Origin of the sequence: Streptomyces sp. SCSIO 75703, assembly GCF_036607905.1 — a bacterium.
Lineage (GTDB): Bacteria > Actinomycetota > Actinomycetes > Streptomycetales > Streptomycetaceae > Streptomyces.
In genome coordinates, this window is the sequence record NZ_CP144555.1 from 2,434,546 (window position 1) to 2,455,360 (window position 20,815).

Annotated in this window: 17 protein-coding genes; 3 read left to right on the forward strand and 14 right to left on the reverse strand. The window is 71.7% G+C overall.

Annotation, left to right across the window (positions count from 1 at the left end; translation table 11 throughout):
* Nucleotides 1–109 precede the first annotated feature (109 nt).
* Both VM636_RS10500 and VM636_RS10505 read left to right on the forward strand, forming a co-directional pair.
* The gene (locus VM636_RS10500; RefSeq protein ID WP_338486349.1) at nucleotides 110–1,123 is read left to right on the forward strand and encodes a GNAT family N-acetyltransferase; all 1,014 of its coding nucleotides are present in this window, start codon (nucleotides 110–112) and stop codon (nucleotides 1,121–1,123) included.
* Between the two features lie 26 nt (nucleotides 1,124–1,149).
* A complete protein-coding gene (locus VM636_RS10505; protein ID WP_030419068.1) occupies nucleotides 1,150–2,004 on the forward strand; it encodes a transglutaminase-like domain-containing protein in 855 nt (284 codons plus the stop codon).
* A gap of 58 nt (nucleotides 2,005–2,062) precedes the next feature.
* On the opposite strand, the gene VM636_RS10510 is transcribed toward VM636_RS10505, so the two are convergent.
* From VM636_RS10510 to VM636_RS10525, 4 genes are all read right to left on the reverse strand, one after another.
* Entirely contained in the window at nucleotides 2,063–4,120 is a 2,058-nt protein-coding gene (locus VM636_RS10510) for a hypothetical protein (RefSeq protein ID WP_338484295.1), read from the reverse strand.
* A gap of 156 nt (nucleotides 4,121–4,276) precedes the next feature.
* Complete coding sequence (locus VM636_RS10515; protein WP_053914499.1) at nucleotides 4,277–4,705, reverse strand: DUF6113 family protein; 429 nt, start codon at nucleotides 4,703–4,705, stop codon at nucleotides 4,277–4,279.
* Nucleotides 4,702–5,604 (reverse strand): N-acetyl-1-D-myo-inositol-2-amino-2-deoxy-alpha-D-glucopyranoside deacetylase, encoded by a 903-nt coding sequence (gene mshB, locus VM636_RS10520; RefSeq protein ID WP_051821224.1) that lies wholly within the window; start codon nucleotides 5,602–5,604, stop codon nucleotides 4,702–4,704. The genes VM636_RS10515 and mshB overlap by 4 nt, the downstream gene beginning before the upstream one ends.
* Before the next feature lie 177 nt (nucleotides 5,605–5,781).
* The gene (locus tag VM636_RS10525; RefSeq protein WP_030419064.1) at nucleotides 5,782–5,976 is read right to left on the reverse strand and encodes a hypothetical protein; all 195 of its coding nucleotides are present in this window, start codon (nucleotides 5,974–5,976) and stop codon (nucleotides 5,782–5,784) included.
* A 201-nt stretch (nucleotides 5,977–6,177) separates the two neighbouring features.
* Here VM636_RS10525 and VM636_RS10530 point away from each other — a divergent pair, with 201 nt between their 5' ends.
* Nucleotides 6,178–8,319 (forward strand): prolyl oligopeptidase family serine peptidase, encoded by a 2,142-nt coding sequence (locus VM636_RS10530; RefSeq protein ID WP_338484296.1) that lies wholly within the window; start codon nucleotides 6,178–6,180, stop codon nucleotides 8,317–8,319.
* A 228-nt stretch (nucleotides 8,320–8,547) separates the two neighbouring features.
* Here VM636_RS10530 and VM636_RS10535 read toward each other — a convergent pair whose 3' ends face one another.
* The 10 genes from VM636_RS10535 to VM636_RS10580 form a co-directional block, all read right to left on the reverse strand.
* Nucleotides 8,548–9,777: a dipeptide ABC transporter ATP-binding protein gene (locus VM636_RS10535; RefSeq protein WP_037857631.1), complete on the reverse strand. Its 1,230-nt coding sequence runs from the start codon at nucleotides 9,775–9,777 to the stop codon at nucleotides 8,548–8,550.
* Nucleotides 9,770–10,753, reverse strand: coding sequence for an ABC transporter ATP-binding protein (locus VM636_RS10540; protein ID WP_030419061.1), 984 nt, complete (start codon nucleotides 10,751–10,753; stop codon nucleotides 9,770–9,772). The genes VM636_RS10535 and VM636_RS10540 overlap by 8 nt, the downstream gene beginning before the upstream one ends.
* A gap of 8 nt (nucleotides 10,754–10,761) precedes the next feature.
* Nucleotides 10,762–11,739, reverse strand: coding sequence for an ABC transporter permease (locus tag VM636_RS10545; RefSeq protein ID WP_338484297.1), 978 nt, complete (start codon nucleotides 11,737–11,739; stop codon nucleotides 10,762–10,764).
* Complete coding sequence (locus tag VM636_RS10550) at nucleotides 11,732–12,655, reverse strand: ABC transporter permease (protein WP_030419059.1); 924 nt, start codon at nucleotides 12,653–12,655, stop codon at nucleotides 11,732–11,734. Before VM636_RS10550 ends, VM636_RS10545 begins: the two co-directional genes overlap by 8 nt.
* An 8-nt stretch (nucleotides 12,656–12,663) precedes the next feature.
* Nucleotides 12,664–14,289 carry an ABC transporter substrate-binding protein gene (locus tag VM636_RS10555; protein ID WP_338484298.1) on the reverse strand — a complete coding sequence of 542 codons (1,626 nt, stop codon included), beginning with the start codon at nucleotides 14,287–14,289 and terminating at the stop codon, nucleotides 12,664–12,666.
* A 179-nt stretch (nucleotides 14,290–14,468) separates the two neighbouring features.
* The gene (locus VM636_RS10560; protein ID WP_338484299.1) at nucleotides 14,469–15,590 is read right to left on the reverse strand and encodes a dipeptide ABC transporter ATP-binding protein; all 1,122 of its coding nucleotides are present in this window, start codon (nucleotides 15,588–15,590) and stop codon (nucleotides 14,469–14,471) included.
* Nucleotides 15,591–15,603: 13 nt separating this feature from the next.
* The gene (locus tag VM636_RS10565; protein WP_030419056.1) at nucleotides 15,604–16,665 is read right to left on the reverse strand and encodes an ABC transporter ATP-binding protein; all 1,062 of its coding nucleotides are present in this window, start codon (nucleotides 16,663–16,665) and stop codon (nucleotides 15,604–15,606) included.
* A gap of 11 nt (nucleotides 16,666–16,676) precedes the next feature.
* Nucleotides 16,677–17,654, reverse strand: coding sequence for an ABC transporter permease (locus tag VM636_RS10570; protein ID WP_338484300.1), 978 nt, complete (start codon nucleotides 17,652–17,654; stop codon nucleotides 16,677–16,679).
* Between the two features lie 104 nt (nucleotides 17,655–17,758).
* The gene (locus VM636_RS10575; RefSeq protein WP_338484301.1) at nucleotides 17,759–19,564 is read right to left on the reverse strand and encodes an ABC transporter substrate-binding protein; all 1,806 of its coding nucleotides are present in this window, start codon (nucleotides 19,562–19,564) and stop codon (nucleotides 17,759–17,761) included.
* A 100-nt stretch (nucleotides 19,565–19,664) separates the two neighbouring features.
* Nucleotides 19,665–20,705 (reverse strand): ABC transporter permease, encoded by a 1,041-nt coding sequence (locus VM636_RS10580; protein ID WP_338484302.1) that lies wholly within the window; start codon nucleotides 20,703–20,705, stop codon nucleotides 19,665–19,667.
* Between the last annotated feature and the right edge of the window lie 110 nt (nucleotides 20,706–20,815).

Consider the following 20,815-nt stretch of genomic DNA (forward strand, 5'->3'; position numbering starts at 1 on the left):
GGCCTCCTCAGGCTCCGCCGCCTGGCGCGCGGGAGCGCGGCGTCGTCGATGCCCGCCCCTAGTATCTCCGTTCCGAGGCATGATCCGAACAGGAGGGGTGAACCGACCCGTGGAAATATCCGCCGCCGGGCGTCTGGAAGTCCGGGTCACCGCTGCTGACGTGGGCAAACGGGTCTCCGTACGACGTCTGAGCGAGCCCGGCGCCACCGAGGGCAAGTACACCGACACACTCGGTGTTCTCACATCATGGGACGATGGTGTGCTGCTGATCACACGGAAGAGTGGCGAGGTCGTCCAGATCGCCGAATCCTCCCTGGTCGCGGGCAAGGTGGTGCCCGCCGCGCGGGCCCGCAGACGCGGCCCCGCCGCCTCCTACGGGGAACTGGCCCGCGTCGCCTCGCGCGCCTGGCCGCCGGTCGAGGCCGAACGGCTCGGCGGCTGGGAGCTGCGCGCCGCGGGCGGCTTCACCCGGCGGGCCAACTCGGTGCTGCCGCTGGGCGATCCCGGCCGCCCCCTCGACGAGGCGCTGGCCGTCGTACGGCGCTGGTACGGGGAGCGCGGGCTCCCCGCCTACGTGCAGACCGCCTCCGGCGCCGAGGGCACGCAGGAGGTGCTCGCGGCGGAGCTGGAACGCCGCGGCTGGGAGCGGGAGGTGTCGGCCGAGCTGTGGACCGGCGCGCTGGCCCCGGTCGCCGACCGGGCGGACGGCTCCGGCGTGTCGCTCGCCCGGACGGCGGACGCGGCGTGGCTCGGCCGGTACCGGCGCGCGGGGCTGGACGAGGTGGCGCTGCGGGTGCTGGGCGGCGGGCCGTCGGTGTGGTTCGCCTCGGTGCCCGGCGAGGGCCCGGCGCCGGCCGCGATCGGGCGGTGCGCCGTGGACGGGCGGTGGGCGTCCTTCTCGGCGGTCGAGGTGGACCCGGCCCGGCGCCGGCGCGGGCTCGCCACCGGGGTGATGGCCGCGCTGGCCGGGCGTGCGCTCGACGAGGGCGCGTCGGCGGCGTGGCTCCAGGTGGAGACGGACAACGCACCGGCGCGGGCGCTGTACGCCGCGCTGGGCTTCACCGCGCACCACGCGTACCACCACTACCGCGAGCCCCGGGACGCCGGGACGGAGCGGCGCTGAGCGCCGCGGGAGGACAGCGAGGACCCATGCGCCACCGACCCCAGCCACCGCCCCCGGACCGCTCGGAGGACCTGCGGCGGCGGTTCGCCGAGGAGGCCCGCTGCGAGCGCCCCGACCTGTCGGTGCTGTGCCTGCTGGTGGGCGCGGTGGCGGACGGGTCGCTGGACGAGGCGGGGCTCGACGCCGCGCAGGTGGAGCTGGACCGGCTCGCCGGTGAGCTGCCGTACGGGCCGGGCGGCCCGCACGCCTGGGCGGTGGCCCTGCGCGATCTGCTGGGCGGGCGGTACGGATTCGGCGGTGTGCCCGCGGACTACGCGCGGCTGGAGTCCTCGCTGCTGCACGAGGTGCTGCGGCGCCGGCGGGGGCTGCCGATCCTGCTGTCGGTGGTGTGGCTGGAAGTGGCCCGGCGGGCGGGTGCGCCGGTGTACGGGGTCGCGCTGCCCGGTCACTTCGTGGTCGGCTTCGGCCCCGCCGGGGACCCGGTGCTGGCCGATCCGTTCGCCGGGGGCCGCGTCCTCGCCGGTCAGGACGCGCAGGCGCTGGTGGCCGGGGCGACCGGCGGGCCGCTCGGTGCGGCGATGCTCGAACCGGCGGCACCCCTCGACGTCGTCGCCCGCGTCCTGAACAACGTGCGGGCCTGGGCCAAGGCGCGTCCGGAACGCTCCGACGTGGCGCTGTGGGCGGTGGACCTGGCGCTCGCGCTGCCCGCCCATCCGGCGCGGCTGCGCCACGAGCGGGCGCGGCTGCTGGTGCTGCGCGGCGAGTTCGCGGCGGGCGCCGCCGAACTGGAGGAGTACGCGGAGGTGGCCGCCGCCGTCGACGAGGAGGCCGCCGAGGGCGTACGGGCGGAGGCGCGCGCCGCGCGGGCGCTGCTCAACTGACCGGCGCGGGCAGGGCGAAGGGGCGCCCGGCGGCGGCCGGGCGCCCGTCGCCGGTGGGTCAGCTCGGGTCGGTCTCGATGACGCCGACGCGGTTGTCGGTGCTCTTCAGCGCCGGGCGCAGGGCGCTGATCACGTCCTGGACGGTGACCGGGGTCTTCTCGCCGGTGGCGCGGTTGATCAGGACGCCGTCGAAGGTGTCGCCGTACAGCTCCTTGAGGGCGGCCTGGTCGTAGTACTCGACGAGCTTGCCGTTCTGCGCCTTGACGCCGAGGAACTTCCACAGCGAGTTGGCGGGGCTGAAGGCGATCGTGTGCGCGGCGTCGGACTGCACGGTGACGAGGCCGGACATCGCGGGCTGGGCGAACTCCTTCACCATCCGGTCGACCTCGGCGTCGGGGACCGTGGGCTGCCGGGTGGTGGTCGGCACCTTCACCGGGTCGGAGGCGCCGTTCTCGACCTGCGCGCGGTAGGCCCGCTCGATCGCCTGGGCGGACCCGGCGACGTCGATGCCCTTGCCCGCCTTGCCGTAGACCGGGACGACCTTGCCGGACTCGAAGCGGATCGAGCCCTCGGTCATCGAACCGGCGCCGCCGGCCGCGCTGGTGAGGGCGGCCTGGAGCTTCTCCTCGTCCACGGGCATCACCGGCTCGACGACGCGGTGGTTGCCGAAGAGGGAGCCGATCACGGAGACCGGGTTGTAGTCGCTGCGGGCGGCGGAGCTGGCGGTGGCCTGGGTGTCGAACTGGAGCCCCGCCTGGTCGGGCTTGAGCGAGACGGTCTGGCCGTCCACGGCGAGCTTCAGCGGCTTGGCCATGTGGTCCCCGAAGGCGGCGTCGAGTTTCTCGACGGCGTCGTCGCGGGTGCCGCCGCCGATGTCGACGCCGAGCACGGTGGTGCCCTTGGGCACGTCGGAGCGGTTCATCAGCAGGCCCGCGCCGTAGGCGACGCCACCGACCAGGAACACGCCGACGCCGAGCAGCGCGAGCTTGCTGCGGCCCTTCTTGGCGGGCTTGGCGGGGGTGGCGGCGGGCTCCGCCGGCGCGGGCGGCTTCGGGGGGCCGCCGACGGCGGGTTCGTCCGGGAACAGGTGCTGGTAGGAGACGTTCTGGTCGCCGGGGACGAAGGGGACGCCGCTGGTGAGGGTGTCGCCGGAGACGTTGCCCGGGTTGCCGAAGGCGCCGGGCGGCGCGGCGGCCTGCTTCTGCGGGGTGAGGACGGCGGTGTCGTCGCTCAGCGCGGCACCGGGGACGCGTGGCACGGGACCGGTGCCGGGTCCCCGCGGACCGCCGGGGCCGTCCCCGCCCGGCCGCTGGGGGCCGCCGAAGGGGTCCTGGGGGGCGCGGCCGTCGTCGGAGACGTACGGCAGGTCGTCGCGGCGCGGTTCGCCGGTGCCGGGGGCGGCCGGGCGCGTGCCGCCCGTCGAGGGACCGGCCAGCGCCTCGGTGACGTCGAAGGAGCCGGTGCCGCCGCCGTGCCCGGGAGCCACGGGTCCGCCGGTCGCGCCGGAGAGGCCGGCCCCGTTCGGGGAGCCGGTCCGCGCGCCGCCGGTCACGCTCATGCCGCCGACCACACCGGCGGGGCGGCCACTCCCGCCGCCCGGCCGCGTGCCGGCCACGGGGGCGCCGCCCGTGCCCGCACCGCCGACGGTCCCGGAAGCGCCCGAACCACCCTGCTGACCTGCACCGTTGGCGGAGCCGCCGCCCTGACCGCCCTTGCCGGGAGCCGACTTGCGGGGCGCGAACCAGTCGCTGGTCGGCTTCTCCTCGGCGGGCGGGGCGGGTTGCGCGGGTTCGGCGGGAGCCTGCGGTACGGGCGGCGCCGGGAGACTCGGCGAGGTCCGCTCGGCCTGCTCCGGCTCGCCGTCCGCGGGGTCGGCGTCGGCGACGGTCTTGCGCACGACGACGGGCGGGATGGGCCGCGATCCCGGGATGTTGATCCGGATACGGGTCGTCAGCGTCGTCTCGGTCTTGCGGTCCTCCGGACGCTTGGCCGAACGGCCCGCGTCCTGACCGGCGCCGGGAGCCGTGGGGGTCCCGTAGGGCGGGGTGCCCGAGGGGTACGCGGCTCCGCCCCGCCCCTGGGGCCCGGAGGATGGACTGTCAGTTTCTCGACTCAAGGCAGGTTCTCCCGATTGGCTCCGCCGCCCATCACACCTGAAAGCGGGCGGCTCGGCGGCGCGCACCACCATACTGGCCGCTTCCGGCCCCTCTCGCCGGGCCGCTGGGGAAACCCGCACCCGACCCTCACGGCCGTGCCCCGGCGAACCGGTACGTCACTTGCCAAGTCGGGCGGGGTCGCGGTCCGGTTGCCGCACCGGCGCCAGGGTGGCGCACATCACAGCGATGACGAGGCCGCCCAGCAGGAAGACGTAGGAGGCGGCCCCGGCGGCGAAGAGGAAGTCGCCCTCCGGGCGGCTGGTGGTGAGCAGGATGACGGCGACCGCCCAGCCCACGGCGGGCACCGCGGCCCCCGCCCGGCTGCCGGTGGCGCGGGCCGCGCCGAGGCAGAGGCCGGCCTCCGCGGCCAGCGCGAGCAGCAGTCCGCCGGGGAACCAGCCGGGCTGGACCAGCGCCCCGGCGACGCCGGTGACCGCGCCGAGGACGAGGAGTCCCAGGTGAAGGAGGGCCCGCCCGGCGGAGGGCAGGCGCAGCGGCCGGGCGAGCGCGGGGACGGGTTCGGGGCGGCGGTCGCGCTCGCTCACGGTGCCTCCCCGATCCCGGCGAACAGGTCGTCCTCGCGGCCGTCGCCGGTGCGCTCGCCGCGCACCAGTTCGTAGTACTCGGTGGTGAACAGGGGCTGGGCCAGCCCGTTGGAGAGGGCGAACCACTCGCCGGCGACCTCGATCTGGGTGGCGTGGGCGCGCATCGCGGCGGCCTTGGCGGCCGGGGCGGCGCCCGCGCCGCGGATCTCGGTGGTGATCCGCTCGTCGTCGACGACGCCGGGCACGTCCCCGACGCCGGCCGCCTCCGCGAAGGGGAGGCCCGGCAACTCCTCGCGCAGGCGGGCGAAGGCGGACTCGGCGGTGGAGCGGGGGACGCGGTTCCAGTAGACCTTCGCGATCGCGTGGCCTTCCGCGGCGGCGAGTTCGGCCGCGCGCATGGCGACGCGGTGGGCCTGCACGTGGTCGGGGTGGCCGTAGCCGCCGTCGGGGTCGTAGGTGACGAGGACCTGCGGGCGGACCTCGCGGACGATGTCGAGGAGGAGGCCGGCCGCCTCGTCGACGTCGGCCTGCCAGAGGCAGCCGGGGTCGTCGTTGTCGGGCAGGCCCATCATCCCGGAATCGGCGTACCGGCCCGGTCCGCCCAGGAGCCGGAAGTCGTCGACGCCGAGGGCGCGCATCGCGGCGGTCAGTTCGCCGAGCCGGTGTTCGCCGAGGGCCGCGCCGCCGAGGTGGGCCAACTCGGGCGGGATGACCTCGCCCCGCTCGCCCAGGGTGCAGGTCACCAGGGTCACGTGGGCGCCCTCGGCCGCGTAGCGGGCCATGGTGACGCCGTTGTTGATCGACTCGTCGTCCGGGTGCGCGTGCACCAGCAGCAGCCGCCGGTCGCGGCGGGCCGGGGGTGCCCCCGCCGGGAGGTCGGGGGAGGGCCGTTCCGTCATGGGCACCAGCCTACGAGGCGTCCTCCCCGGGCGGGGGCCCTCCCCTCGTCGCGCGCCGGGCGGGGTACGCGGGTGCGGGCGGGACGGAGCGGAGCGGGCGCCCTGCCCGCACCCGGGCCGCGGGGGCGCTGCGGTGCCCTCGCGGCCCGGGGCCGGACAACCGGACGGGGTCCGGTGTCAGAACTTGAAGTTGCCGATCATCCCCGCGATGTTCGTCGTCAGCTCACTGATCGTGGGCGCGACGGTCGAGGAGGCCAGGTAGAAGCCGAGCAGCATGCAGACGACCGCGTGCCCGGCCTTCAGTCCTGATTTCTTGATCAGCAGGAAGACGATGATCGCCAGCAGCACCACCGCCGAAATCGAGAGTGCCACGGCGGTTCACCTCCAAAGAACCCAGGGACATGGGGGGTCGGACGCGGTCGGGTCGAACAGACGGAACCATGGGGGCAGATAAATCCACACGGCGGGCATCTGGTTGATACCCACTATGCGCTAGTGATCATAACTTTCCGTACGCGCGCATCGCTCGGCGCACGGCCGCACAAGGGGGCGCATGGCCAATATGGTCGGGGCATGACGACCGAGTCCGGCACCTTCCCCCGACAGCACGCCCGCACCCAGCGGTTCACACTCGGAACGCCCCGCGCGTTCACCGTGGCACCCGATGGTTCGCGGGTCGTCTTCCTGCGCTCCGGCTCCGGCACGGACCGCTCCCAGGCCCTGTGGGTCCTCGACGTCGCCGAGGGCACCGAGCGCCCCGCGGCGGAACCGGGCGCCCTGCTGCACGGCGCGGCGGAGCGGCTCTCCCCCGAGGAGCGGGCCCGGCGCGAACGCAGCCGCGAGGGCGGCGCGGGCATCGTCGGCTATGCCACCGACGGGGCCGTGGAACTGGCCGCGTTCGCCCTGTCCGGGCGGCTGTTCACCGCCGAGCTGCGCGCCGGCACCGCCCGTGAGCTGCGCACTCCCTCCCCGGTGGTCGACCCCCGCCCCGCCCCCGACGGGCGGCACATCGCCTACGTCGCCCGGGGCGCGCTGCGGGTGGTGGGCGCCGAGGGCGAGGGCGACCGGGCGCTGGCCGAACCGGACGGCGAGGGCGTCACGTTCGGGCTCGCCGAGTTCGTCGCGGCCGAGGAGATGAGCCGCAGCCGGGGCTTCTGGTGGTCCCCGGAGTCGGACCGGCTGCTGGTGGCGCGGGTGGACGAGAGCCCCGTGCGGCGCTGGTGGATCTCCGACCCGGCCCGTCCCGACCGCGCTCCGCAGCAGGTGGCGTACCCGGCGGCGGGCACCCCCAACGCGGACGTGCGGCTCTTCCTGATCGGCCTGGACGGGGAGCGCACGGAGGTCCTGTGGGACCGGGCGCGCTACCCGTACCTGGCGCGAGTGCACTGGTCGGCGGCGGGTGCGCCGCTGCTGCTCGTGCAGGCGCGCGACCAGCGCGGGCAGGTGATCCTGGCCGTGGACACCGCCTCGGGGGCGACCCGGATGGTGCACGCGGACGAGGATCCGGATTGGCTGGAACTTTTCCCCGGCGTGCCGTGCTGGAGCCCGTCGGGACAGCTCGTCCGGATCGCCGACGAGGGCGGGGCGCGGGTCCTCGCCGTGGGCGAACGACCGCTGACCGGTTCGCAGTTGCACCTGCGCGCGGTGCTGGACGTGGGCGGGCGGGACGTGCTGGTGTCGGCCTCCGCCGGCGCGGACGCGGCCGACCCGGAAACCGGCGAGGTACATGTGCACCGGGTCAACGAACTGGGCATGGAGCGCGTCTCGCGGGAACCGGGCGTGCACACCGCCGTACGCGCGGGCGAGGTGAGCGTGCTCGTCTCGGCGACCCTGGACCGGCCCGGGACGACGGCGCGGGTGCTGCGCGACGGAGAGCCCGTCGCGACGATCGCCTCCCATGCGGAACGTCCCGGTTTCTCCCCGCGCGTGACGCTCACCCAGGGGGGCGCACGCAGCGTCCCGTGCGCCGTGCTTATGCCTACGGACTACCACGGAGACGCCCTTCTCCCCGTCCTGATGGACCCCTACGGAGGTCCGCACGGCCAGCGGGTGACCGCCGCCCACAACGCCCACCTGACCTCGCAGTGGTTCGCCGACCAGGGCTTCGCGGTGGTCGTCGCCGACGGGCGGGGCACTCCGGGCCGCTCCCCCGCCTGGGAGAAGGCCGTCAGGGACGAGCTGGCCGCCGTCGTGCTCCAGGACCAGGTCGACGCGCTCCAGGCGCTCGCCGGACGGTTCCCGCTCGACCTCACGCGGGTCGCCGTGCGCGGCTGGTCCTTCGGCGGCTACCTCGCGGCGCTGGCGGTGCTGCGCCGCCCGGACGTCTTCCACGCCGCCGTGGTGGGCGCCCCGGTGACGGACCTGCGCCTGTACGACACGCACTACCAGGAGCGCTACCTCGGGGATCCGGGCGAGCGTCCGGAGGTGTACCGCCGCAACTCGCTCGTCGACGACGCGGGGCTGGTCGACGCGGCCGGGCCGCACCGGCCCATGATGATCATCCACGGGCTGGCCGACGACAACGTGGTGGTCGCCCACTCGCTGCGCCTGTCCTCCGCCCTGCTGGCCGCCGGACGCCCGCACGAGGTGCTGCCCCTGTCCGGGGTGACGCACATGACCCCGCAGGAGGAGGTCGCCGAGAACCTGCTGCTGCTCCAGGCGGACTTCCTGAAGCGCTCGCTGGCCGGCTCCGGGGGTCCCGCGGCACGGGACTGACGGTGTGTCGGCCGCCCCGGCGCGGACGCGGCCGGACCCGGCCGGGCGGGTCGGCGACCGGCGGGGCGGCGGTCAGGGGGCGCCGGGTGCCGCCGGGCGGGTCACGACACGCCCGGCGGGGCGGCGGTACGCCGTAAAGCGGCCTTCGGCGGACCCGGGCGTGCCTTGGCCCCCGGGCCCGCCGCCGTGGCGGCCCCGCGGGCCCGCTCCGCCCCCTCCGTGACGCCCTCAGCCGCCGCCCGCCCCGTCGCCGCCGCTCCCGCCCTCCCCGCCGTCCCCGCCGTCCTCCCGGTGTGCCCCGCGCCGCCGCGGGCCACCGGGGCCAGGGCCCCCCGCCACGCCGGACGCCCCGCCGTCGCCCCGGCCCTCCGCGTCGCCCTCGTCCCCGCCGCCCCGGCCCTCCGCGCCGCCCGCGGCGGAAGGCCCCTCGTCCGCCGGCGGCACCACCCGTTTCTCCTCCGCGAAGTGGCACGCCGAGTCGTGCGCCGCGGGCCCGGCCGCGTACCGGAACTCGGCGGGCACCGCCAGCGCCGGCACCTCCAGCGCGCAGCGCTCTCGCGCCTTCCAGCAGCGGGTGCGGAACCGGCAGCCCGAGGGGATGTTCGTCGGCGAGGGCACGTCGCCCGCCAGGATGATCCGCTCGCGGCGCTCCCGGGCGTCCGGGTCGGGCACCGGCACGGCCGACAGCAGCGCCTGCGTGTAGGGGTGCGTGGGGTGGTCGTAGATCTCCGCGTCGCGGCCGGTCTCCACGATGCGGCCGAGGTACATCACGCCGACCCGGTCGGAGATGTGCCGCACGATCGACAGGTCGTGGGCGATGAAGAGGTAGGACAGGTCGAACTCGTCCTGGAGCCGGCCCATCAGGTTGATCACCTGCGCCTGCACGGAGACGTCGAGGGCGGAGACCGGTTCGTCCGCGACGATGATCTCGGGGCGCAGGGCGAGCCCGCGCGCGATGCCGATGCGCTGGCGCTGGCCTCCGGAGAACTGGTGGGGGTAGCGGTTGATGTACTCGGGGTTGAGGCCGACCACGTCCAGCAGGTCCCGCACCCGCGCCCGGCGGTCCCCCTTGGGCGCCGCCTCCGGGTGGATCTCGTACGCCTCCCCGATGATGTCGCCGACCGTCATGCGCGGGTTGAGGGAGGTGTAGGGGTCCTGGAAGACCATCTGGATGTTGCGGCGCACGGCCTTGAGCGCGCGGCCGGAGAGCCGGGTGATGTCCTCGCCCTTGTAGCGGATCTCCCCGGCCGTGGGGCGTTCGAGGTTCACCAGCATCCTGGCGACCGTGGACTTGCCGCAGCCGGACTCGCCGACGATGCCGAGGGTCTCGCCCCGGTCCAGGTGGAAGTCGACCCCGTCGACGGCCTTCACCGCGCCGACCTGCTTCTTGAAGAGGATGCCGGTGGTGAGCGGGTAGTGCTTGACCAGCCCGCGCACCTCCAGGATCGGCTCAGCCATGCAGGCACTCCCTCCAGAAGTGGCAGGCGCTGCCCCGCTCGGCCGGCGCGCCGGTCACCTCGTACAGCGGGGGCACGTCGGTGCGGCAGACGTCCCGCGCCATGGGGCAGCGGGGGTGGAAGGCGCAGCCGGCAGGGATGCGGGTGAGGTTGGGCGGCAGGCCCTTGATGGCGTAGAGCTGCCGGCCTTTCTGGTCCAGACGCGGGATGGAGTCGAGCAGGCCCCGGGTGTACGGGTGGGCCGGGGCCTTGTAGATGTCGTGCACGGAGGCGGTCTCCACGATCCGCCCGGCGTACATCACGGCGATCTTGTCGGCCACGTCGGCGACCACGCCGAGGTCGTGGGTGATGAGGATCAGCCCCATGCGGTACTCGCGCCGCAGCTCCGCGAGCAGGTCCATCACCTGGGCCTGGACGGTGACGTCCAGGGCGGTGGTCGGCTCGTCGGCGATGATCAGCTTGGGCTCCAGGGCGATCGCCATCGCGATCATGATGCGCTGGCGCATGCCGCCGGAGAACTGGTGCGGGTACTGCCGCACCCGCTCCCGGGCGCCCGGGATGCGCACCCGGTCCATCAGCTCGACCGCCTTGGCGCGGGCGTCCTTGCGGGACATGCCGCGGTGCACGGTGAACATCTCGCCGAGCTGGTCGCCGACGGTGAGCACGGGGTTGAGGGAGGACAGCGCGTCCTGGAAGATCATCGCCATCTCGGCGCCGCGCACCTTGCGGCGCTCCTCCTCCTTCATGGTCAGCAGGTCCCTGCCCTCGAAGAGGATCTGCCCGCCGGTGACCTTGCCGGGCGGGGTGTCGAGGATGCCCATGACGGTCTGGGCGGTGACGGACTTTCCGGAGCCGGACTCGCCGAGCACGGCCAGGGTCTCCCCCGCGTCGACGCCGTAGCCGACCCCGTTGACGGCCTTGGCGACCCCGTCCCGGGTGCGGAACTCCACGTGCAGGTCGCGCACTTCGAGCAGCATGGCGGGGCTCACCTCAGCTTCGGGTCGAGGGCGTCGCGCACCGCGTCGCCGAGCATGATGAACGCGAGGACGGTGACCGCCAGGGCGCCGGAGGGCCACAGCAGCGCGTGCGGGGCGTTGCGGATGTAGGGGGAGGCCGCGGAGATGTCGATGCCCCAGGAGACGCTGGGCGGCTTCAGTCCGACGCCGAGGAAGGACAGGGTGGCCTCCAGGGAGATGTAGGTGCCGAGCGCGATGGTCGCCACGACGATGACGGGGGCGATCGCGTTGGGCGCGATGTGGCGCAGCAGGAGCCGGGTGTGGGAGGCGCCGAGGGCGCGGGCGGCCTGGACGTAGTCGTTCTGCTTGGCGGTGATGACGGAGCCGCGGGCGATGCGGGAGATCTGCGGCCAGCCGAGCAGGACGATGAAGCCGATCACCGGCCAGACGGTGTTGCTGGTGATGACGGAGAGCAGCACGAGCCCGCCGAGGACGACCGGGATGGCGAAGAACACGTCGGTGATCCGGGACAGTACGGCGTCCCCGGCCCCGCCGAAGTAGCCGGCGAGCCCGCCAAAGACGCTGCCGAGGAGGGCGACGCCGAGGGTGGCGAGGACGCCGACCGCCACCGAGGTGCGGGCGCCGTAGACGGTGCGGGTGTAGACGTCGCAGCCCTGGCCGTCGAAGCCGAAGGGGTGGCCGGGCTGGGAGCCCTCCTGGGCCTTGGCCAGGTCGCACTTGAGGGGGCTGCCGGAGGCGATCAGGGAGGGCCACAGGGAGATGACGATCAGGAAGAGGATGACCAGCGCGGAGACCAGGAAGACGGGGTTGCGCCGCAGGTCGTGCCAGGCATCGGACCAGAGGCTGCGGGGCTTCTCCTCGGGGCCGGTGCCGTCGGGGCCGGGGGGTTTCTCCAGGGTGGCGGCCTCGCTGGCGCCGAGGTCCATCTGTCCGCCCATGCCGGTGCCGGCGATGGCGCGCTCGGGCTCGTAGGGCTGCTCAGGCATAGCGGATCCTCGGGTCGAGTACGGCGTACAGGAGGTCGACGACGAGGTTGGCGATCAGGAAGACCAGGACGAGCACGGTGACGAAGCCGACCACGGTCTGGGTGTTCTGGCGCAGGATGCCCTGGTAGAGCTGGTAGCCGACGCCGTGGATGTTGAAGATCCGCTCGGTGACGATGGCGCCGCCCATCAGGGCCCCGATGTCGGTGCCGATGAAGGTGACGACGGGGATGAGGGAGTTGCGCAGCAGGTGCCGGGTGATGACCCGGTGGCGCGGCAGGCCCTTGGCGAGGGCCGTGCGCACGTAGTCGGAGCGGCGGTTCTCGGCGATGGAGGTGCGGGTCAGCCGGGTCACGTAGGCGAGGGAGACCGAGGCGAGGACCAGGCCGGGCACGATCAGCTCGGCGAAGGGGGCCGCGGTGGAGACGGCCGGGTCGATCCAGCCCCACTTGACGCCGAGCAGCAACTGGAGCAGCAGGCCGGTGACGAAGGTGGGCACGGAGATCACGACGAGGGTGAGCAGCAGCACCCCGGTGTCGACGGGGCGGCCCCGGCGCAGTCCGGTGACCACGCCGAGGACGATGCCGACGACGATCTCGAAGAGGATGGCGACGAGGGTGAGCCGGATGGTGACCGGGAAGGCGGTGCCCATCAGCTCGGTGACCGGCTGGCCGTTGAAGGCGGTGCCGAAGTCGCCGGTGAACACGTTGCCCATGTAGGTCGCGTACTGCCGCCACACGGGCTGGTCGAGGCCGAACTCCCGCCGGAGCTGGGCGGCCGTCGCCGGATCGCACTGCCGGTCGCCGCACAGGCCCGCGATGGGGTCGCCCATGACGTTGACCATGAGGAAGATGAGCAGCGTGGCCCCGATGAAGACCGGGATCATCTGGAGCAGCCGCCGGACGACGTACCGTCCCATGGCGCCCCCTAACCGACCTTGATCTCGTTGTATACCGGGACGCTGAAGGGGTTGAGCTTGACGTCGGAGAGGCGGTCGGAGTAGCCGGCGCTGCCGTTCTGGTACCAGAGCGGGATGGCGCCCATGTTGTCGCGCAGGACCTCCTCGGCCTGCTGGAAGGTCTTGACGGCGGTGGCGGTGTCGGTCTCGCCGTTGGCCTTGTCGACGAGGCTGTCGAACTGCTTGTTGGACCACTTGCCGTCGTTGGAGGAGGCGTTGGTGTAGTAGAGCGGCTGGAGGAAGTTCTGGATGAGCGGGTAGTCCATCTGCCAGCCGGCGCGGAAGGGACCGCTCATCTTCTGGTCGGTGATCTGGTTGCGGAAGTCGGCGAAGGTGCCGACCGGGTTGCCGACGCAGGCGCGGTCGTTGCCCAGGGCGTTGTTGATGGAGTTGCAGACCGCGTCGACCCACTGCTTGTGGGAGCCGGTGTCGGCGTTGTACGTGATCTTCACCTGGCCGCCGGGCAGGCCGCCGCCCTCCTGGATGAGCTTCTTGGCCTCGTCGGGCTTGTACGCGCAGGCGTCGCCGCAGAGTCCCGCCTTGTAGCCGCCGTCCGCGCCGAGGACCGGGGAGGTCCAGTCGGTGGCCGGGGTGCGGGTCTGCTGGAAGATGGTGTCGGTGATCTGCTTGCGGTCGATCGCCATGGACAGGCCCTTGCGGACCTTCTCGGAGCCGGGCTTGTTCCAGGCATCGTCGTAGAAGGGGAAGGCGAGGGTCTGGATGATGCCGGCCGGGGTGTTGATGTACCGGTCGCCGAGGTCCTTCTTGACGTTCTTGAGCTGGGCGGCGGGGACGTCGTCGACGAGGTCGAGGTTGCCGGCCATCAGATCGGTGTAGGCGGTGTTGTTGTCGGTGTACACCTTGAGGTCGACACCGCCGTTGCGCGCCTTGTCGGCGCCGGGGTAGTCGTCCCACTTGCGCAGCGACATCTGGGAGCCGCGCGTGTAGGTGTCCACCATGTACGGGCCGTTGCCGACGGGCTTCTTCAGCCAGCCGGCGTGGTCGTCGAAGAACGCCCGGGGCAGCGGCGCGAAGGCCGGGTAGCCGAGGGTGTCGGGGAACGTGGAGAACTTCTGCCCGAGCTTCACGGTGAAGGTGCGGGGCCCGGTGACCTTCAGCCCCGAGAGGGTGTCGGCGCTCTGCGCGCTGCCGTCCTCGGGGTGCACCTTGTCGTAGCCGTCGATGTACGCGAAGAAGTACGCGTTGCGCTGGTTGTTCTTCAGGCTGGCGCCGTAGTTCCAGGCGTCCACGAAGGACTGGGCGGTGACCTTCTCGCCGTTGCTGAAGGTCCAGCCGTCCTTGACGGTGATGGTGAAGTTCTGCGAGTCCGAGGTCTCGATCTTCTCGGCGAGCATGTCCTTGGCCTCGCCTGTGTCCGGGTCGTACTGCTTGAGCTGCCGGAAGATCATGTCGAGGACCTTGCCGCCCTGCACCTCGTTGGTGTTGGCCGGCTCCAGCGGGTTCTGCGGGTCGCCCCAGGAGGAGCTGAGCACCGCGCCGCCGTCGCCGCTGCCCCCGCCGCCTCCGCAGGCCGTCACCGCCAGGGCTACCGCCGCCGCGCCCGCGGCCCATGTGGCGTGTGTGGCTCCGCGCATGAAGTGCCTCCTCGTGCCCTGAGTCGTTACCGGCCACTATCGGGCGAAGCGGGAGGTAACGCACTTTCACCCGTCCGTACGGGTGGGGGGAGCACGCGGGTGGCGCGGACGACGGAACCGGGGCGGGAGACGTGCTCCCGCCCCGGTTCCGGGGGTGCGCCGCGCGGAGGCCGGACCGGTCAGTCCGTGGCGGCGTTCTCGCTCTCCAGGGCCTTCAGGCCCGGGTCCAGCACGATGTCCTCGTCCCGGGCCTCCGTGGTGGGGTCCTCGGGGAAGTGGCACGCGGTCAGGTGGCCCTCGCGGCTGTCGGAGAGGCGCACCAGCGGCGGCTCCTCCGTGGCGCACTTGTCCTGCGCCTTCCAGCAGCGGGTGCGGAACCGGCAGCCCGAGGGCGGCATGATCGGCGAGGGCACGTCGCCGGCGAGGCGGATGCGCTCGCGGTCGTCGGGCTCGTCGTCCATGGCCACCTCGGGCACGGCCGACAGCAGGGCGTGCGTGTAGGGGTGGCGGGGCCGGTTGTAGATGGAGTCGCGGTCGCCGACCTCGACCACCTTGCCGAGGTACATCACCGCGACGCGCTGCGAGAAGTGGCGGACCACCGCGAGGTCGTGGGCGATGAACAGGAAGGCGATGCCCATCTCCTGCTGGACCTTCTGGAGCAGGTTGACCACCTGCGCCTGGATGGACACGTCCAGGGCGGAGACCGGCTCGTCGGCCACGATGAGCTTCGGGTTGAGCGCGAGCGCGCGGGCGACGCCGATGCGCTGGCGCTGGCCGCCGGAGAACTCGTGCGGGAAGCGGTTGTAGTGCTCGGGGTTGAGGCCGACCAGCTCCAGCAGTTCGCGGACCCGCTTCTCCCGGCCGCCGGCCGGGTCGATCCCGTTGACCTCCATCGGCGAGCGGATGATGGTGCCGACGGTCTGGCGCGGGTTCAGCGACGAGTACGGGTCCTGGAAGATCATCTGGATCTCGGACCGCATCGGGGCCAGCTCGCGCCGGGAGGCGTGCGTGATGTCGTGCCCGGCGTAGGTGATCTTGCCGCCGGTCGGCTCCAGGAGCCGGGTGATGAGCCGGCCCGTGGTCGACTTCCCGCAGCCCGACTCACCCACCAGGCCGACGCTCTCACCGGCGCCGACGGTCAGGTCGACCTTGTCGACGGCCTGGACGGCGCCGACCTTCCGCTTGATCGGGAAGCCCCCGTAGATGGGGAAGTGCTTGGTCAGGCCCTCGACGGTCAGGAGCGGTTCGGCCGAGGCGCCGGCGGGGCTCTGCTGTGCGGGGAGGGTGAGGTTGTCGCTCATGTCTCGGATCTCCCTAGCGCAGCCGGGGCTGGATCGTGTCGATGAAGATGCGCTGCTTCTGGTCGGCCGTCAGGTGGCAGGCGGCGGCCCGGCCGTCGGCCAGCGCGGGGCGCTCGGTGCGGCAGCGGTCGCCGCCCACCTCGGCGGTGAAGGCGCAGCGCGGGTGGAAGGCGCAGCCGGAGGGCGGGTTGAGCAGGCTGGGGGGCGAGCCCGGGATCGGGTTCAGCGCCTGCGCGGTGTCGCCGCCGAGCCGGGGCATCGAGCTGAGCAGGCCCCAGGTGTAGGGGTGGCGGGGCTCGCGCAGCACCTCGCGGACGCCGCCGCGCTCCACGGCCCGGCCCGAGTACATCACCAGGAGGTCGTCGGCCATGTCGGAGATGACGCCGAGGTCGTGGGTGATGAAGACGATGGCGGAGCCGAACTCCTGCTGGAGTTCCTTGAGCAGGTCGAGGATCTGGGCCTGGACGGTCACGTCCAGGGCGGTGGTCGGCTCGTCCGCGATGAGCAGGTCGGGGTCGCAGACCAGCGCCATGGCGATCATGGCGCGCTGGCGCATACCGCCGGAGAACTGGTGCGGGTAGTCGTCGACCCGGGTCTTGGGCTGGGGGATGCCGACCTTGGTCAGCATCTCGATCGCCCGCGCCCGCGCCTCCTTCTTGGAGGCGCCGGTGTGCTTCATGTACGGCTCGGCGATCTGCCGGCCCACCGTGTAGTACGGCGAGAGCGCCGTCAGCGGGTCCTGGAAGATCATCGCGACTTTGTTGCCGCGGAGCTTCTCCATCTCCTTCTCGCCGGCGGTGACCAGTTCCTGCCCGTCGAGGACGATCTCGCCCTCGACCGTGGAGGTCTTGGGGTTGTGCAGGCCGAGGATGGTCAGGTTGGTCACGGACTTGCCGGAGCCGGACTCGCCGACGATCCCCAGGGTCTTGCCGCGCTCGACGTCGAAGGACAGCCCGTCGACCGCCTTGACGATGCCGTCCTCGGTGGAGAACCGCACCCGCAGGTCGCGGACCGAGAGGAAGGCTTCGGGCCCGGTCGGGGCCGTCGCGCCTTCGGTCTTGGTCAGAGTGGTCACGGTGGTTTCTCCTAGCTGAGCCGCACGCGCGGGTCGATGTATGCGTAGGCGAGGTCGACGATGATGTTCAGGAGCAGGATGAAGAAGGCTCCGAACAGCATGATGCCCATCGTCAGCGGCAGGTCCTTGTCGAGTGAGGAGTCGACCGCGAGACGTCCCAGACCGGGCAGGTCGAAGGTGAACTCCGTGACCACCGCGCCGGCCAGCAGGGCGCTGAGGTCCATGCCGATGATGGTGACGATCGGGATGAGCGAGCCTCGCCAGGCGTAGCGGAAGAACACGTACCGCTGCGACATGCCCTTGGCGCGCGCGGTGCGGACGTGCTCCTCCTGGAGCTGCTCGATCATGGTCGAGCGCGACATACGCGTGTACTGGGCGGTGAAGATGGTCGCCATCACGGCCCAGGGGATGAGCAGTCCGACGGCCCAGGTGGCCGGGTTCTCGGTGAACGGGTGGTACTTCGGGTTCTCCAGCAGACCGGTGCTGTAGACGAAGATGCCGAGCGCGATCGGGCCGAGCAGGTAGATCTGGAACGAGCTGAGGACGATCGAGGCGCCGCTGACCATCTTGTCGACGACGGTGCCGCGCTTCCAGGCGGCGAGCATGCCGGATCCGAGACCCACGACGAGGAAGATGACCAGACCGCCGACGGTGAGCGACAGCGTCAGCGGGAAGCGGTCGACGATGGAGTCCCAGACGAAGTTGCCGCTGTTGAAGGAGACACCCAGGCACGGGGCGGAGCAGTGCCCCTGGGGGAAGTCGCGCCCAGACACGATGCCCGTCATGAACTCCCAGAACTGGGTGGTGATGGGCTTGTCGAGCCCCAGGTTCTCGCGGATCACGGCGAGGTTCTCGGGGGAGCAGTTCTTGCCGCAGGACAGCGCAGCGAAGTCCTGCGGGATCGTATAGAACAGGAAGAACGTGAAGGCGCCGATCAGGAACATGATGACGACGGCGCCGATCAGCCTGCGGATGAGGAACTGAAGCATGGCGGGTGGATGCTCTCTTCGAAACGCGGCGGCAAGGAGGGGGTACCGTCCGCGGGGGTGTGCTCCGCCTGGCGCACACCCCCGCGGTCAGCCGAACTGACGGCTTACGGCTGCTTCAGGTACAGGTTGTTGATGTCGATGTAGCTCGACTCCGTGCTGTACCGGGCACCGCCGATGTTCGAACCGTAGAGCTGGATCTGCTTCGAGTAGTAGACCGGGGCGGCCGGGTTGATCTCCTCGACGATCCGGTGGTGGGCCTTCTCCCAGGTCTTGGCGGCCTCCTCCGGCTCCTGGTTCAGCGCCTTCTTGATCAGGTCGTTGACCTCGGCGTCGTTGATGTGCGAGTAGTTCGACGCGCCGTCGGCGACGAGTTCACCGTCGTAGACCGGGGTGATGACCGTGGACGGCGACGGCCAGTCCTGGCCCCAGCCGGTCATGTAGATGTCGTACGGGTTGTCGAGCTTGCCGACCTGCTCGTAGAAGCTGGCGCGGTCGATCTCCTTGGCCTGGACGTCGAAGCCGACCTTGTTCAGCGCGTCCTTGATGAGGAGCATCTGGGCCTGGCCGCGCGGCGTGTTGGAGTAGGCGTAGGTGAGCTTCGTGCCCTCCTTGACGCCCGCCTCCTTCAGCAGCTCCTTGGCCTTCGCGGGGTCGCCGTTGGGCTTCTTCAGCTTGCCGAAGGGGTCGTACTCGGGGTCGAAGCCGGGCAGGGTCGGGGCGAGCAGACCGCCGGCGACCTCACCGCCGTAACGACCGCCGTCCGCCTGGACCATGGACTGGTTCGGGAGCGCGTAGGTGATCGCGTCGCGGACCTTCTTGTCCTTCAGCCGGTCCAGGTTGAAGGTCATCTGCCACACGTACGGCTGGTAGCCGTGGATGGTGCGCTTCTTGGCGCTCGCGTCGTTGATGACCGTGGAGAGCTGCGCCGGGTCCACCGAGTCGGTGAACTGGATGGCGTTCTTGGCCTCGCCCTGGTCTGCGAGGAGACGCTTGGTCTGGCTGGCGGCGTCGATGGTGTTGCTGAAGTTGAAGCCGTCGACGTACTGGTGGCGGACCGGGTCCGTCTTCTCGTCCCACTGGTCGTTCTTGACCAGCTTGATGGACTTGCCCGCCTTGTACTCGGCGATCTTGTACGGGCCGAGCGCCTTCGGGGCGTGGTCGTACTTCTCCTTCGTGTCCTGCTTCTCGGGCACGATGGAGTAGCCGGGCATGGTCAGGGCCTGCGGCAGGTCCGGACGCGGCTGGTCGAAGTGGAAGACGATCGTCTTGTCGTCCGGGGTCTCCAGGACGGAGTCCGGCAGGTGCTTGCCCTTGTAGGGGCCGTCCGGCAGCGCCTTGCGGTAGTCGTTGCCCGAGAGCCAGGACTGGACGAAGGTCGGACCGTCGAAGATGACCTTGGAGTACAGGCGCTCGATGGAGTGGCGGACGTCGGCCGAGGTGATGGCGTTGCCATCCTCGTCCTTGATGCCGTCCTTGAGCTTGTACGTCCAGGTCTTGCCGCCGTCGGACGACTGGCCGGAGTCGGTGGCGATGTCGCCGACGACGGTCAGGTTGCCCTTGTCGTCCTCCTGGAAGTGCGTCAGGCCGCGGTGCACCAGGTTGGAGAACTGCTTGGCGTCACTGACGTAGATCTGGCCCGGGTCCATGTGGGTCAGGTCGGACTGCTGGTAGACGTTGATGACGCCGCCGGGCTTCGCCCCGGGCACCTCCTTGGCGGGGCCGGTGGAGGCGGCGGCGTCACCGTAGGAGACAGGGTCCTGCTGCTCGGCGGCGTCCGTCTGGGACTTCGCGTCGCCCTTGCCCTTGCTCCCACCGCCGTCGTTGCCGCTGGAGCAGCCGGTGAGCACGAGCGAACCGGCCGCGATGGCCACGGCTATGGCGCGCACGGTGCGCGTTCTGATGGGCTTCATGATGCCGATGCACCTACCTGTCGATAGTTGTCCACGAGTGCTGCCTGGCGGGCCGGCCGACCGGCCCGGGGCGGCAGCGCCCCCACCCACCAATGGACGGTCAGCGTCCGGTCTTGGGGTCGAATGCGTCTCGGACGGAGTCGCCGAGAAGGTTGAAGGCGAGTACGAAGATCACCAGCGCCGCGCCCGGGAAGAGCAGGAACATCGGGTCCTGCTCGTACACGTCGGTGCCGATCTTGAACATGCGGCCCCAGTCCGGTGTCGGCTCGACGAAGCCGACACCGATGTACGAGAGGAAGGCGATGGAGAGGATCGTGCTCGGCAGGATGTAGGTGGCCTGCACCAGGATCGGCGTGACGATGTTCGGCAGGATCTCCTTGCGCACGATGCGCCAGGGAGAGGCTCCGGACACCTTCGCCGCCTCCACGAACTCCCGGTCCGCCAGCGACAGCACGGAGCTGCGCACCAGGCGGGCCAGACCCATCCAGCCGAGGAACCACATCACGAGGATGATCGCTATGGCCCGGAGGTAGGTCGGGGTCTCGTCCTGCGGAGAGACGAACATCGCGGTCACGACGGGCATGAAGGCGATGAAGAAGAGCTGCTGCGGGAAGGCCAGGAAGAAGTCCGTGACCCGGCCCACCCAGTAGTCGACCCGGCCGCCGAAGTAGCCGCCGATCAGGCCGATGATCACGCCGGTGGTCACGCAGAGCACAGTGAGGGCCACCGCGATGTAGAGCGAGGTCCGCATGCCGTACACCAGCATGGTGAACACGTCGCGCCCCAGCTTGGGCTCCACGCCGAACCAGAACTCGCCCGACATGCCACCGAAGGAACCGGTCGGCATGGCGAAGTCGTCCAGCAGGAACGGGTAGTCCGGCTCCTGCGCGTACAGGGTGTACGGGTTCTTGCCGTACAGCTTCGCGATGAGCGGGGCCAGCGCGGCGACGAGGAAGAAGAAAATCACTACGCACGCGGAGACGACTCCGGTACGGTCGCGCCTGAAGCGCTGCCACATCAACTGGCCGGGGGAACGGCCCTCAGGCTGCTTCGGCCCCTCGGCGGCCTCGGCGGTCACCACGAGTTCAGGGTCCAAGGCGACCGTGGCCCCTGAGCCCTCGGCCTTGGTTGGACTGGTCATGTGTCTTCTTCCCCCGGGGGATGGAGAATCGAGCGCAGCGCAGATACCGGCGGGTTCTGCGGTTTGGGGGAACTTTCGCCAAACGAGTCAACGCGCGTCAAGGGCGAATG

Coding starts and splice junctions, on each gene's coding strand:
- VM636_RS10505 (WP_030419068.1), top strand. CDS start 1,150: ATGCGCCACCGACCCCAGCCACCGCCCCCGGACCGCTCGGAGGACCTG.
- mshB (WP_051821224.1), bottom strand. CDS start 5,604: ATGACGGAACGGCCCTCCCCCGACCTCCCGGCGGGGGCACCCCCGGCC.
- VM636_RS10530 (WP_338484296.1), top strand. CDS start 6,178: ATGACGACCGAGTCCGGCACCTTCCCCCGACAGCACGCCCGCACCCAG.
- VM636_RS10535 (WP_037857631.1), bottom strand. CDS start 9,777: ATGGCTGAGCCGATCCTGGAGGTGCGCGGGCTGGTCAAGCACTACCCG.
- VM636_RS10540 (WP_030419061.1), bottom strand. CDS start 10,753: ATGCTGCTCGAAGTGCGCGACCTGCACGTGGAGTTCCGCACCCGGGAC.
- VM636_RS10545 (WP_338484297.1), bottom strand. CDS start 11,739: ATGCCTGAGCAGCCCTACGAGCCCGAGCGCGCCATCGCCGGCACCGGC.
- VM636_RS10550 (WP_030419059.1), bottom strand. CDS start 12,655: ATGGGACGGTACGTCGTCCGGCGGCTGCTCCAGATGATCCCGGTCTTC.
- VM636_RS10555 (WP_338484298.1), bottom strand. CDS start 14,289: ATGCGCGGAGCCACACACGCCACATGGGCCGCGGGCGCGGCGGCGGTA.
- VM636_RS10560 (WP_338484299.1), bottom strand. CDS start 15,590: ATGAGCGACAACCTCACCCTCCCCGCACAGCAGAGCCCCGCCGGCGCC.
- VM636_RS10570 (WP_338484300.1), bottom strand. CDS start 17,654: ATGCTTCAGTTCCTCATCCGCAGGCTGATCGGCGCCGTCGTCATCATG.
- VM636_RS10575 (WP_338484301.1), bottom strand. CDS start 19,564: ATGAAGCCCATCAGAACGCGCACCGTGCGCGCCATAGCCGTGGCCATC.
- VM636_RS10580 (WP_338484302.1), bottom strand. CDS start 20,705: ATGACCAGTCCAACCAAGGCCGAGGGCTCAGGGGCCACGGTCGCCTTG.